This window comes from Streptosporangium sp. NPDC023825 (assembly GCF_040639575.1).
Lineage (GTDB): Bacteria > Actinomycetota > Actinomycetes > Streptosporangiales > Streptosporangiaceae > Streptosporangium.
The window spans coordinates 30889-43750 of sequence record NZ_JBFAAE010000057.1 but is presented as its reverse complement, the minus strand read 5'-3'; the positions used below and the strand labels follow the sequence as shown (position 1 = coordinate 43750).

General features: G+C 70.4%; 13 protein-coding genes and 1 tRNA gene. 12 read left to right on the top strand and 2 right to left on the bottom strand.

Annotation, left to right across the window (positions count from 1 at the left end; all coding sequences use genetic code 11):
- The first annotated feature begins 44 nt into the window (after positions 1 to 44).
- From rplU to AB0G15_RS34210, 7 genes are all read left to right on the top strand, one after another.
- Positions 45 to 347: a 50S ribosomal protein L21 gene (gene rplU / locus AB0G15_RS34240; RefSeq protein WP_030924785.1), complete on the top strand. Its 303-nt coding sequence runs from the start codon at positions 45 to 47 to the stop codon at positions 345 to 347.
- A 19-nt stretch (positions 348 to 366) separates the two neighbouring features.
- Positions 367 to 624, top strand: coding sequence for a 50S ribosomal protein L27 (gene rpmA / locus AB0G15_RS34235; RefSeq protein WP_030924780.1), 258 nt, complete (start codon positions 367 to 369; stop codon positions 622 to 624).
- A 105-nt stretch (positions 625 to 729) separates the two neighbouring features.
- Positions 730 to 2082: a GTPase ObgE gene (gene obgE / locus AB0G15_RS34230; RefSeq protein ID WP_362847968.1), complete on the top strand. Its 1353-nt coding sequence runs from the start codon at positions 730 to 732 to the stop codon at positions 2080 to 2082.
- A gap of 95 nt (positions 2083 to 2177) precedes the next feature.
- A complete protein-coding gene (gene proB, locus AB0G15_RS34225; RefSeq protein ID WP_362847965.1) occupies positions 2178 to 3302 on the top strand; it encodes a glutamate 5-kinase in 1125 nt (374 codons plus the stop codon).
- 17 nt (positions 3303 to 3319) lie between these two features.
- Positions 3320 to 4609 carry a glutamate-5-semialdehyde dehydrogenase gene (locus AB0G15_RS34220; protein WP_362847963.1) on the top strand — a complete coding sequence of 430 codons (1290 nt, stop codon included), beginning with the start codon at positions 3320 to 3322 and terminating at the stop codon, positions 4607 to 4609.
- Between the two features lie 291 nt (positions 4610 to 4900).
- Positions 4901 to 5092, top strand: coding sequence for a hypothetical protein (locus tag AB0G15_RS34215; RefSeq protein ID WP_362847961.1), 192 nt, complete (start codon positions 4901 to 4903; stop codon positions 5090 to 5092).
- A gap of 221 nt (positions 5093 to 5313) precedes the next feature.
- Positions 5314 to 7140 (top strand): protein kinase, encoded by a 1827-nt coding sequence (locus tag AB0G15_RS34210; protein ID WP_362847959.1) that lies wholly within the window; start codon positions 5314 to 5316, stop codon positions 7138 to 7140.
- A gap of 57 nt (positions 7141 to 7197) precedes the next feature.
- Here AB0G15_RS34210 and AB0G15_RS34205 read toward each other — a convergent pair whose 3' ends face one another.
- Together AB0G15_RS34205 and AB0G15_RS34200 are read right to left on the bottom strand one after the other, a co-directional pair.
- Positions 7198 to 7965: a neutral zinc metallopeptidase gene (locus AB0G15_RS34205; RefSeq protein ID WP_362847956.1), complete on the bottom strand. Its 768-nt coding sequence runs from the start codon at positions 7963 to 7965 to the stop codon at positions 7198 to 7200.
- Positions 7966 to 8071: 106 nt separating this feature from the next.
- The gene (locus tag AB0G15_RS34200) at positions 8072 to 9097 is read right to left on the bottom strand and encodes a M48 family metallopeptidase (protein ID WP_362847953.1); all 1026 of its coding nucleotides are present in this window, start codon (positions 9095 to 9097) and stop codon (positions 8072 to 8074) included.
- A 74-nt stretch (positions 9098 to 9171) separates the two neighbouring features.
- Between AB0G15_RS34200 and nadD the strand changes: the two genes are divergently transcribed.
- The 5 genes from nadD (at position 9172) to AB0G15_RS34175 (ending at position 12683) form a co-directional block, all read left to right on the top strand.
- Complete coding sequence (gene nadD, locus AB0G15_RS34195) at positions 9172 to 9792, top strand: nicotinate-nucleotide adenylyltransferase (protein WP_362847950.1); 621 nt, start codon at positions 9172 to 9174, stop codon at positions 9790 to 9792.
- A gap of 485 nt (positions 9793 to 10277) precedes the next feature.
- A complete protein-coding gene (locus AB0G15_RS34190; protein ID WP_362847947.1) occupies positions 10278 to 10613 on the top strand; it encodes a hypothetical protein in 336 nt (111 codons plus the stop codon).
- Positions 10614 to 11447: 834 nt separating this feature from the next.
- Entirely contained in the window at positions 11448 to 11855 is a 408-nt protein-coding gene (gene rsfS / locus AB0G15_RS34185) for a ribosome silencing factor (protein ID WP_350973855.1), read from the top strand.
- Complete coding sequence (locus AB0G15_RS34180; RefSeq protein ID WP_362682391.1) at positions 11852 to 12484, top strand: histidine phosphatase family protein; 633 nt, start codon at positions 11852 to 11854, stop codon at positions 12482 to 12484. The genes rsfS and AB0G15_RS34180 overlap by 4 nt, the downstream gene beginning before the upstream one ends.
- A gap of 126 nt (positions 12485 to 12610) precedes the next feature.
- Positions 12611 to 12683 (top strand) — tRNA-Ala (locus AB0G15_RS34175).
- The last annotated feature ends 179 nt before the right edge of the window (positions 12684 to 12862 follow it).

Genomic DNA, 12862 nt, shown 5'->3' with positions numbered 1-12862 from the left:
GGCGCAGCATCCAGCGAGCAAGCAGTCAGAAGAAGGGTTCCGCGGTGTACGCGATCGTTCGTTGCGGCGGCAGGCAGCAGAAGGTCTCCGTCGGTGACGTCCTTGAAGTGGACAAGGTCGCCGGCGAGGTCGGTTCCACGGTTTCGCTGCCGACGGTCCTCGTCGTCAACGACGGCGACGTGACCACCGAGGCGGGCAAGTTCACGGTTGCCGCCGAGATTCTCGGTGAGACCAAGGGTCCGAAGATCCGGATTCTGAAGTACAAGAACAAGTCGGGGTACAAGAAGCGCCAGGGTCACCGCCAGCGGTACACCCAGGTGAAGATCACCGGCATCGACCAGGCCTGAGTTTCGGGAGTTTTGCGAGATGGCACACAAGAAGGGCGCGTCGTCCACTCGGAACGGCCGCGACTCCAACGCCCAGCGGCTCGGTGTGAAGCGCTTCGGCGGTCAGCTGGTCAACGCCGGCGAGATCATCGTTCGTCAGCGCGGCACCCACTTCCACCCCGGCGACAACGTCGGCCGTGGAAGTGACGACACGTTGTTCGCGCTGGCCGCGGGCCACGTTCTGTTCGGTGTCAAGCGCGGGCGCCGCGCGGTGAGCATCGTCCCGGTCGCGGAGTAGATTCGCGCCGACAGACGTTACGGCAGGGGTGGATCGCATTCATGCGGTCCACCCCTGTTCGTGTTTTCAGCAGAAGTTCCCGTAGATAGAGGTAGGAAAGTAGACATGCCGGACTTTGTGGACCAGGTGGTCCTGCACATCAAGGCCGGTGACGGGGGAAACGGCTGCGCCTCTGTCCATCGGGAGAAGTTCAAGCCGCTGGGGGGCCCGGACGGGGGCAACGGCGGCCGGGGCGGTGACGTGATCCTGGAGGTCGACGCCAACACGGCGACCCTCCTGGAGTATCACCGCCGCCCGCACCGCAAGGCCGACAACGGCAAGCAGGGGCAGGGCGCCAACCGCGACGGCGCCAACGGCGCCGACATCATCATCCCGGTGCCCGACGGCACCGTGGTCAAGAACGCCGACACCGGCGAGGTCCTGATCGACCTGATCGGCGCGGGCACCCGCTACGTGATCGCCGAGGGCGGGCACGGCGGGCTCGGCAACGCCGCCCTGGCCTCCGCCAAGCGCAAGGCCCCCGGTTTCGCGCTGCTCGGCGAGCCCGGTGACGAGGTCGACGTCATGCTGGAGATGAAGAGCGTCGCCGACGTGGCGCTCGTCGGCTTCCCCAGCGCGGGCAAGTCCTCCCTGATCGCCGCGCTCTCCGCCGCCCGCCCGAAGATCGCCGACTACCCGTTCACCACCCTGGTCCCCAACCTCGGGGTGGTCACCGCGGGCGAGACGATCTTCACCGTCGCCGACGTGCCCGGCCTGATCCCCGGCGCCTCGCAGGGCAAGGGCCTGGGGCACGAGTTCCTGCGTCACGTCGAGCGCTGCAACACGCTCGTGCACGTGATCGACTGCGCCACGATGGAGCCGGGCCGCGACCCGATCAGCGACTACGAGGCCATCGAGGCCGAGCTGGCGGCGTACGGCAAGCTGGAGGACCGGCCGCGCCTGGCGGTGCTCAACAAGTCCGACGTGCCCGACGCCCGCGAGCTGTCCGACATCGTGCGGCCGATGCTCGAGGAGCGGGGCCTGCGGGTCTTCACGATCTCCGCGGCCACCCACGACGGGCTCAAGGAGCTGACCTACGCCATGGGCGAGATGGTCGCCGCCGCCAGGGCCGCCGCTCCCGTCCTGGAGCCGACCCGCCTGGTCATCAGGCCCAAGCAGCACGGCGACGCGGGATTCGCCGTCCGCAGGGTCGACGAGCGCACCTTCCAGGTCACCGGCGTCAAGCCGGAGCGGTGGATCCGCCAGACCGACTTCACCAACGACGAGGCCGTGGGCTACCTGGCGGACCGGCTGGAGCGGCTCGGCGTCGAGGAGGAGCTCACCAAGGCCGGGGCGAAGGCCGGGGCCGAGGTGATCATCGGTTCCATGGAGAGCGGCTACATCTTCGACTGGCAGCCGACGCTCAACGCGGAGGCCGTGCGCCAGGGGCCGCGCGGCTCCGACAACCGGCTCGGTTAGCGGGATCGTCCCGGCGGTGCCGCTCCCGGCCCCGCCCGTCCGGGCGGTTCGGATAGCCTGACCTTCCAAGTGATCATCTTTGAGAGGTGCGTGTCGTGGACTCTGCGCGCGAACGGATCCGTACGGCTTCACGCCTCGTCGTGAAGGTGGGTTCGTCCTCGCTCACCACCCCGCAGGGAATGATCGACGTCGACCGGGTGGACGCCCTGGTCGACGTGCTCGGCGCCCGGCGCAAGGCGGGCACCCAGATCGTGCTGGTCTCCTCCGGCGCGATCGCGGCGGGTCTCGGCCCGCTGGGCCTGCCCGCCAGGCCGCGCGACCTCGCCACCCAGCAGGCCGCCGCCTCGGTCGGCCAGGGCGTGCTGGTGGCCCGCTACACCTCCTCCTTCGCCCGGTACGGCCTGCGGGTCGGCCAGGTGCTGCTCACCGCCGACGACATGATGCGCCGCTCGCACCACGTCAACGCCGAGCGCACGCTGGCCCGGCTGCTGGAGCTGGGCATCGTCCCGGTGGTCAACGAGAACGACACCGTGGCCACCGACGAGATCCGCTTCGGCGACAACGACCGGCTCGCCGCGCTGGTCGCCCACCTGACCCGGGCCGACGCGCTGGTGCTGCTGTCGGACGTGGACGCCCTCTACGACGGCGATCCCCGCCGGCCCGGTGCCCGCAGGCTCGCCGAGGTGCGCGGGCCCGAGGACCTCGTCGGGGTCGAGCTGGGCAAGGGCGGCGCGGTCGGCACCGGAGGCATGATCACCAAGGTCCAGGCCGCCAAGATCGCCACAGGGGCGGGGGTGCCCGTGGTGCTGACCGCCGCCGCGCACGCCGCCCAGGCCCTCACGGGGACCGACGTCGGCACCTACTTCCACCCCGGCGGGCGTCACCCGGGCACCCGCCTGCTCTGGCTGGCCCACGCCACCACCGGGCGCGGCCGTCTCCACCTGGACTCCGGCGCCGTCGAGGCGGTGGTGAGCCGCCGCAAGTCGCTGCTGCCGGCCGGGGTCACCTCCGTCGAGGGCGAGTTCGCGGCGGGCGATCCGGTGGACCTGTGCGGGCCGCTCGGCCGGGTGGTCGCGCGCGGCCTGGTCAACTTCGACGCGGGGGAGATTCCCGAGCTGCTCGGCCGCTCCACCCGGGAGCTGGCGGCCAGCCTGGGGCCCGAGTACGAGCGAGAGCTGATCCACCGCGACGACATCGTCATACTGGAATCCCACAACTAGTTCTTTTGGAGCGCGAGATGTCCGAGGACTTCCTGAAGGTTGCCCTGGCGGCGAAAGAGGCCGCCGCCGAGCTGGCCCCGCTGCCGAGGGCGCCGAAGGACGCCGCGCTCCGGGCGATGGCCGACGCGCTCGTGGCCGCGTCCGCCGAGATCGTCGCGGCCAACGCGCTCGACGTGGCGCGGGCCAGGGAGAGCGGGATCTCCGAATACATGATCGACCGCCTCAGCCTGAACGAGGCCAGGATCGAGGCGATCGCCGAGGCGGTCCGCGAGGTCGCCGACCTTCCCGACCCCGTCGGCGAGGTGATCCGGGGCAACACGCTGCCCAACGGCCTGGAGCTGCGCCAGCTGCGGGTCCCGCTCGGCGTGATCGGCATCATCTACGAGGGCCGCCCCAACGTGACCGTGGACGCCGCGGCGCTCTGCCTCAAGAGCGGCAACGCCACCCTGCTGCGCGGCTCGTCCAGCGCGTACGAGTCCAACACGGTCCTCGTCAGGATCATGCAGGAGGCGCTGGCGGGCACCCAGGTGCCCGCCGGGGCCGTCCAGCTGGTCCCCGGGCAGAGCCGCGACTCGGTCAAGGAGCTCATGCGGGCCCGCGGCCTGGTCGACGTGCTGATCCCGCGCGGCGGCGCCTCGCTGATCAACTCGGTGGTGGAGGAGTCCACCGTCCCGGTGATCGAGACCGGCGTGGGCAACTGCCACGTCTACGTCGACGCCGACGCCGACGCCGACCTCGCGATCCAGATCCTGCTCAACTCCAAGGTCCAGCGGCCCTCGGTGTGCAACTCCGCCGAGACGCTCCTGGTGCACGCGGCCGTGGCCGACGCCTTCGTGCCGCGCGCGCTGGCGGCGCTGGCGGCGGAGGGCGTCACGGTGCACGGTGACGCGCGCGTCGCGGCGTACGGCGACGTGGTGCCCGCCGAGGAGGAGGACTTCCGGATGGAGTACCTCTCGCTGGACATCGCCGCCGCCGTGGTCGACTCGCTGGAGGACGCGGTGGCGCACATCAGGAAGTACGGCTCGGCCCACACCGACGCGATCGTCACGCGCTCGGTCAGCGCCTCCCGCAGGTTCGTCGCGCTGGTCGACTCCGCGGCCGTGGCGGTCAACGCCTCGACCCGGTTCACCGACGGCGGGGAGTTCGGCTTCGGCGCGGAGATCGGCATCTCCACCCAGAAGCTGCACGCGCGCGGTCCCATGGGCCTGCCGGAGCTGACCTCGACCAAGTGGGTCTACACCGGCGAGGGCCACCTGCGCACGGCCGAGGGTACGGTCCTCGCCTCGTCGGAGGCCGCCTCCCGGTAGTCCCTCGCGGTGGAGGCCTCCCGGGTGTCGCATGTGCCGCGGTCCGGCGGCACATGCGACACCCGGGGTGCCCCGGGTCGCGGGTGCCCGGGTGCCGGTTCCGCCGGAGTCCGGGGTGACGCGGGCCGCCGATGTCCTCGGTTCGGCATACGGGGGTCCCGTCCGAGCCCTATGGTGTAGCCGGCACTCCAACGGTTCGCCGGGGTCTCGTTCGACGCCCGTTTCCGGTTGCCGAGCGTTACGGCGTGTCGCTCCGTGTAATCGCGGTAGCCGGTGGTTTGACTGGATTCCATGGAAATCGTCGTTGTGTTCCTTTTCATAGCTATCGTCCTCTTCGGTGCTGACCGGTTGCTGTTGCTGCTGGAGAGCCGCGGGCACGTCAACTGGCGCCGTACCGGACGCCGGGACCTGTCGGCGGAACCCACCACGAACCTCGACGGCCTGCTGGAAGACCCGGACCGCGGGCCGGTGCGCCGGCCCTGAGACGCCCCGCCCGTGGCGTGGCCCGAGCCCGGCCGGTCCCGTGGCCGCGGTACGTCCCGCTTTCCCGGATCTTTCCGGGAGTCCGGCGTGCCATCGGGAAAACGTCACACTCGCCCGCTATGGTGTGGTCTCCTATGGCTGGAGAGCAGGGAAGCGAGCGGGAGTGAGCGACCCGATAGGCGCAGCGGTCCCTGACCCATGTGGCCGACGCAGGAGGTCACGTGGGTCGTCTCGGGCGGGTCGGTCCCTACACGTTGCTGGAGCGTCTCGGCCGTGGGGGAATGGGCGAGGTCTACCTCGCCTCCAGCCGCCGGGGTGACAACGTCGCGCTCAAGGTGCTCCACGACGTCCACGACGCCGGCTCCGAGGCCCGGGTGCGCCTGGAGCGAGAGGTCCGCGCCCTTCGCAGGGTGGAGAGCCCCTATGTCGCCCGCGTCGTCGACGCCGACCTCGACGGTGACCGGCCCTACCTGGTCATGGAGCACATCGAGGGAGACACCCTCCTGGAGCGGGTGCGCCGCGACGGCCCCCTGCGGGACGGTGCCCTGCTCAGCGTCGCGCAGGGGCTGGCCGTCGCCCTGTCGATCATCCACGCGGCCGGGGTCGTGCACCGCGACCTCAAACCGGCCAACGTGGTGGTCGACGGGGACGACGAGCCCGTCCTCATCGACTTCGGCATCGCCCACGTCCTGGACGCCACCCGGCTCACCCTGACCGGCACCTTCCTGGGCACCCCCGGCTACGCCGCCCCCGAACTGTTCGCCGACGAGCACGTGGGCGAGCCCGCCGACGTGCACGCCTGGGCGGCCACGGTGGCCTTCGCCGCGACCGGCCGCCCCACCTTCGGCGGGGGCACCGTCGAGGCGCAGATGTACGCGATCCTCAACGGCCAGGCCGACCTCGAGGGCGTCCCGGCCGCACTGCTGCCGCTGGTCCGCGCCGCCCTCCACCGCGAGCCGGCCAAGCGCCCCACAGCGGCGCTCCTCACCGGCCGCCTGGGCCGCCTGGCTCGCGTGATCCCGTCCGAGGCGGGCGCGGCCCGGAAGTCGCCGGCTTCGGCGGGGGAGAAAACCGGCCCGGCCAGGAAGCGGGAGAGCCGCTCCACGTCCGCCGCCAAGGGTGAGGATCCCGCCAGGGGCGGCAGGGCCGCCAGGGTGGAGACCGGCCGGGGACGGCCGTCCGCCCCGGCGGACGGCGCGGTGCGGGCGCCCCGGCTCCCGGCCGGTGCGGAGAGCACGCCCCGCGGCGGGCGGGCGGTGCCCGCCGGTGAGGCGGCCCGTGCGGCGCGGGCGCTCCCGGTGGCGGGTGAGACGTCCCGCGGCGGCCGGACGTCCGCCGCGGTCGGTGAGGCGTCCCGCGGCGGGCGTCCGGCCGCGGTCGGTGAGGCGTCCTGGGCAGGCCGGGTTCCCGCGGCCGCAGAGACGTCGCGCGGCGGGCGGCCGGCCGCCGCGGCCAGGACCGTCCGGCGCCAGGCGGGCAGGGGGAGGGGCGGCGCGGCCGGGGAGCTCCGGGGCGAGGGCAGGGCGGGGCCGTTGCCGGCGGGTAACGCGGCGCTGCTCCTGCTGGCCGTCCTGGCCGTCCCGTGCGTCGTGGCCACGGCCATCTGGCCGCCGGCCACCTTCGCCGTCACCGGGTTGTTCGCCACGCTGGCCCGTACGCTGTGGGTCGGCCACTGGCTGGTCAGGAAGCGCAAGTCGGTCAGGACCCGGGCGATCCTGCGGGTGCTGGGGTTCCCGCTGACCTTCGCCGCCTCGCTGCTGGCCGCCCTCGTGTGGCCGGGGCTGCCGGCCGCGACCCTGGCCGGGTGCGCGCTCTGGCTGACCCTCGGCGGCTCTCTGCCGCCCGACTGGTGGGCGCATCCCGCCCCGGTCGCCGTCGCCGGTGTCGTGTTCGGCGTCGTCTGCGGAGGCATCCTCGGCAGGGAGATCGAGCGGATCGGCGCCGAGCTCGTCGAGCTCCGCAAGGAGGGGCTGCGCGCGCTGGCCGTGCTGGGCGGGTTCGTCGCCCTGTGCTCCGCGGCCGTACGCGCGATCGCCCTCCTCGTGTAGGGGATCAGGTCCGGGGCGCCGCGGGGAAGGGCCTCCCCACGGCGGGAGCGGCGGAGGTCAGGCGACCCTGGACGGTGCGGCGATCCAGGTGTTGCAGGAGGCCGTGTCGCCGGTGGTGTGACCGAGCTTCGTCCAGGCGGCGCGGCTGCTGCCCTTTCCGGAGATCCGGGGCTCGCCCTTGGCGTCACCGCTGGCCTTCAGAATGCGCAGCAGTTCGTTCCAGTCCTTGGTCCCCCGGCCGAAGGAGGACCAGACTCTCCGGATGAACACACCGGCCAGACAGTCGTCCTGCAGTGTGGCGCGGCGGATCTGTTCGTTCATCTCGTTCCTGTTCGCGTACGGAACGTCCTGGAAGGCCTTCTCGACACCGGTGAGGGCCGCCAGATGCCTGCCGTACAGGGTGCTCGTCGCGTGGAGCAGCCAGAGGTCGTCGGCGTTGGTGAGCCAGTCCTGGCCGATCTGTATCGTCATCGTCTGCGACCGGCCGCAGTAGTAAAGCTGTGATTTCAGCTTGAGATCCACGTCGATCCCGCAGTAACGCGCGGGCAGCTTGTCGACGAGCCGGAGCCTGGGCTTGCCGAACCGCAGCCCCGCGGCCTTGAAGTGCGTTCCCCACGATGCGTTCAGGCAGTCGGTGACGGCCGCGACGTACCGTTTGGCCAGCGCCCGGTCGTTGTTCCTGATCGGTGGTTCGGCGCACCTGCTCGTGGCGAGCTTGCCGGAGCTGTAGAGGGCGTTCTCCGTCAGAGCCGGATCCTTGATCGGGTAGGCGTTCGCCGTACCCGTGAGGAACAGCCCGGCCGCACCGGCCATAGCAGTGATCATTCGAATTCTCATAAGGCAGGATAATAGGACAATTCCTGCTTATGGATGACCTGCATGAAAAAGGGCCCGGGAACAGCTGCCCGGACCCTTTCGGTGGAACTTTTCGTTAATTTCCATCGCGGCGGGAGAAGCGATTGAAGATGCGCTCTCCGGCGTTGACGGCGCCTTCGGCCACGTCGCGCAGGACGCCGATGAACGGGTCCTGGGACTGCGACCAGGAGTCGCGGTAGGAGCGGGCGGCGGCCCTGATCTCCTCGGAGATCTTCGCGTTGGCGTCGTCGGCGCGTCGGGGGTACTCCCCGGCGATGATCCTGTCGTACTCGCCGCCGCGGCGCCACTTGTCGAGCTCGGCGACGCGGGAGACGGCGAACGGATGGGTGGTGCCCAGCAGGTTGAGGACCTTGAGCAGGCCGTCACGGACGTCGCCCGCCGTGTCGTACTCCCGCGCCTGGTCGAGGAAGGCCTCGATGTTCATCTCGTGCAGGCGCGAGCCGCCGGCGAGCTTCATCAGGGCGCGCAGCGCCGCGTCGGAGTCCTGGCCGCAGAGCAGGCCGCCGCGGTCGGCGGACAGCTCGGACTTGCGGTGCCACTCCTCCAGGCCGGCCACGATCGCGCGCAGGCCGATGTAGCCGAGGGGAATCCAGGCCACGCGGGTGGCCAGCCGGGTCAGGATGTCGAGCATGGTGCGGTAGACCGCGTGGCCCGACAGGATGTGGGCGGTCTCGTGGCCGATGACGAAACGCTGCTCCTCCTCGTCCATCAGGTCGAGGAGGCCGGTCGTGACGACGATGAACGGGTCGTCGAAGCCGATCGCCTTCGCCTGCACCAGCGGGCTCTGCTGCACGTAGACCTCGGGAATGCGATGGAGGTCGAGCGTGTAGGCCGCGTCGCGGCCCATGTCGTGCAGGGCTCGGAACTGGGTGTCGCTGGTCCGCACGGCCGAGGCGAGGTAGATCAGGCGCAGGCGGCGCTCGCTGACCAGGCCGGACATCTGCTTGAGCACCGTGTCGAACCCGCTGAGCGACCGGAGGGCGACCAGCGCGGACCGATCGGCAGGATGTTCGTAGGCGCGCGAGCTGATGCCGGGAAGCTGCACGCGGTGGCGATCCGGGGTGGTGGTCATGTCCGGCATGCTACGTCGGGTCCGCCTGCCACGCGCGGGGGGTGGTTAAAAGCTGTGTACGGCTTGCACGTATGGTCCGTTTCATGATGAACGCGCCTACCGGCAAGGGGAAGCGACGTCTGGGCGTCATGGGCGGGACCTTCGACCCGATCCACCACGGTCACCTGGTCGCGGCCAGCGAGGTCGCCCACCACTTCGATCTCGACGAGGTGGTCTTCGTGCCGACGGGACAGCCGTGGCAGAAGGCGGACAAGGTCGTCTCAGCCGCCGAGGACCGCTATCTCATGACGGTCATCGCGACCGCCTCCAACCCCCGGTTCTCGGTCAGCCGCGTCGACATCGACCGCCCGGGGCCCACCTTCACCATCGACACGCTCCGGGAGGTCTCCGCCGCCTGGGGGCCCGACGTGGATCTCTACTTCATCACCGGCGCCGACGCCCTCGCCCAGATCCTGAGCTGGCGCGACGTCGACGAGCTGTTCACCATCGCGCATTTCGTGGGGGCCACCAGGCCCGGCCACGTCCTGCACGACCCCGGCCTGCCGGAGGGCAAGGTCAGCCTGGTGGAGATCCCGGCGCTGGCCATCTCGTCGTCGGAGTGCCGCCAGCGGGTGGCCTCGGGGGAGCCCATCTGGTATCTCGTCCCCGACGGCATCGTCCAGTACATCAACAAGCGTGGACTGTACGGTCACGCGCGGCCCTGAGCAGGTCAAACGCTACGCCTCCTTCACCGCAGGGAGGGCACGCCGGCGAAAAGGACCGTCCGCCGTGAGACGCGCCCGATCATCGGGATCCGGCCACAGACGGGCGTACGTCGACAGGGTGATCGTCGGGCTTTCGCGGCCCGGCAGCGTCTGGACCGTCTCCACGCTCTCGCCGAACCGGATCGGCGCCGAGGCGTAGGTGTGCCGGCTGATGTGCAGACCGGTCCGCGGCGGGAGCCCCACCTTCTCCGCGGCCGGCTGCTCAGCGGACGTCCTGTCCCTGAGACGTCGCTCCGGCCGCAGCTTTCCCCGCGCGCAGTGGTACGAGGCCGTCCATGCTAGGTCGATTTGCGACAATTGACCAATTACGAGTGCTTTTGATGTCTAATGTCGGGTATTTCTTCTCCGCTGAGACAACGGCGGCCTCGCTGCTTCGACTCCTGCCGATGCGACGGACCGCACGACCAGCAAAGGAGATGACTGCCATGTCCACGAGAATTCGTCAGGCGATCGTCGTCGCCGTCGCCGGTGTCGCGATGATCGGCAGCGGCACGATGAACACGGCCTCGGCCGGCACGGCGTCCACAAAAACGGCGGTAGCCGATGCCTCGCACCGCGCGGCGACGACAATCCAGCTTCACGCCAAGCCCTGCCACAAAGACAGAAACTGCAAACAGGGGTACAGCGCCGGATACAGCGCAGGGAGGGCCTCCTGCAGATCTGACCGGAGATCCCGCTCATGGCAGGGTAGCCGCGGTTTTGGGATGTTCCAGCGCGGATTCGACATGGGGTTCGATCGTGCCCGTTCTAGATTCTGCTGATGAAAAGTAGGTCCCAGGAGCTCAAGGGAAGGGTGCGGCTTCACCCGCACCCTTTTCTTTGATGCCGGTGGCCCCCGGCTTTCCCTCCGGGAAGCCGGGGGCCACCGCTGTTCCGTCCCTGCCTCCTGGGATGACGTCCAAGGATGTTCGCGCCGGGACGGAAGATCGGGAGGGCGCGGGGACGTGCGCTCCGTGTCCCATCCCTCATGGGCCTCGGGCCTTCGAGCGTCCACCAGGGCCCGAAAGCGGCTCAGCAAGTGAGCATGTGGCTCGGACGAAGGGCCCGCCGGACAGCCGGCGGGGTGTTGCCGGCGCAGGCGTTGCCAGGCGTAGGCCTCGCGGCCACCGATGATCCCGACGAAGACGGCGGGGGTGCCGGGCACGGCGCAGATGACGCACTCATCCCCTTCGAGCCGGGGACGGTCAGAGCGGGACGGCAGGGCAGGGCAGGGCGGGAGCCGAGGGCCAGCGCGGAGAGTGGCCGGAGCGACGGATGGTGAAAAATCATGTGAACCACGGTGATCTGGTGAAATGCCGCAGGTGAGAACGTGTTCCGATGAAATTCGCTATGATTCGGGAAGTTTGCGTGGGGCGAGTATCCGCAGCTCACCCGGCATGATCGTCGAACGGCCCGGCCGGTGCCCGTCCCACCCGAGATCGACAAGCGCGGTCCCGACCGCGGAGGACGCCCCTGATCAGGCCGCCAATTCGTTTGCGGCGCGGAATCGGGTGGCACACGATAGGCGTTGTTCAAAAAGGTGGCTCTTCAACGAGCACCGAATCGGGCACCCTGATAGGTGACAGCGCCGACTAGCAGGAGGACTGACCCACACCGTGACAGCAACCGACAGATCCGTCCAGCTCGTCAGGCTCGCCGCCGAGGCGGCGGCCGACAAACTGGCCGATGACATCCTTGCCTACGACGTGAGCGACCAGCTCGTCATCACTGACGCGTTCGTGCTCTGCTCCGCCACCAACGACCGTCAGGTCCGCGCCATCGTCGACGAGATCGAGGACCGGCTGCGGATCGAGGCCGACGCCAAGCCCGTCCGCCGCGAGGGCGAGCGCGAGGGCCGCTGGGTCCTGCTGGACTACATCGACATCGTCGTGCACGTCCAGCACGAGGAGGACCGCACCTTCTACGCGCTGGAGCGCCTGTGGAAGGACTGCCCCTCCATCGCGCTGCCGGACAGCGTGACCCAGGTCGCCGCCCAGCGCGCCCGCGGGGCGGTAGCTGAGTGAGTCGTCGCGTCGTCTGCCTCAGGCATGGCCAGACGCTGTGGAACGTCGAGCACCGCTTCCAGGGTCACAGCGACATCCCCCTTGACGAGACCGGGGTCGCGCAGGCCGCCCGCGCGGCCTCGCTGCTCGCCGCGCTCCGCCCCACGATGATCGTCTCTTCCGATCTCCAGCGGGCCTTCGACACCGCCTCGGCGCTGGGCCGCGTCACGGGCCTGGACGTCACCGTCGACAAGGACCTGCGCGAGCGGGGCGGAGGCCAGTGGGAGGGGCTCACCCGGGAGGAGATCTCCGAGAGGTGGCCCCGGGAGTTCACCAACTGGGAGGCGCCGGGCGGTGAGGCGGTCGGCGACGTCGCCGACCGGGTCTCCTCGGCCGTGCGCCGCTGGGCGGCGGAGATCGACTCCGACGGCCTGCTGGTCGTCGCCTCGCACGGGGCGGCGATCCGGCTCGGCATCGCCAAGCTCATGAACCTGCCGCAGGAGCTCTGGCCCGCCCTGGGCGGTCTCGGAAACTGCTCGTGGTCGGTGCTGGAGGAGGCGCGCAAGGGCTGGCGCCTGCTGGAGCACAACGCCGGGACCCTGCCCGAGCCGGTCAGCAGCGACGACAACCCCGAGGTCACCCAGGATTGACCTTCGAGCGGCGCGGCTTGCGCCCCGGTGGCGGGCGCGGGCCGTGTGGCCGTCGATTAGGTGAACTCGCGGGTGTCCTTATATGCTTCCCGAGCGCCGCGACGAGAGCACTCGAAGCGGTGACCAGGGGCTATGGCGCAGCTGGTAGCGCGCCTCCATGGCATGGAGGAGGTCTGGGGTTCGAATCCCCATAGCTCCACGTCGGGCCGTTCTCCGGACGGGCCCGAAGGACGTCGCCGAGATCCCGTCCGATCACCTCGATCGGGCGGGATGTCGGCGTTTCCGGCCATGGCAACGGCGGCGGTCGTTTTCCCGGCCCGGGAACGGCGGCGGTCGTTCTCCCGGCCGTGGCAACGGCGGCGGTCGTCCTCCGGGGCC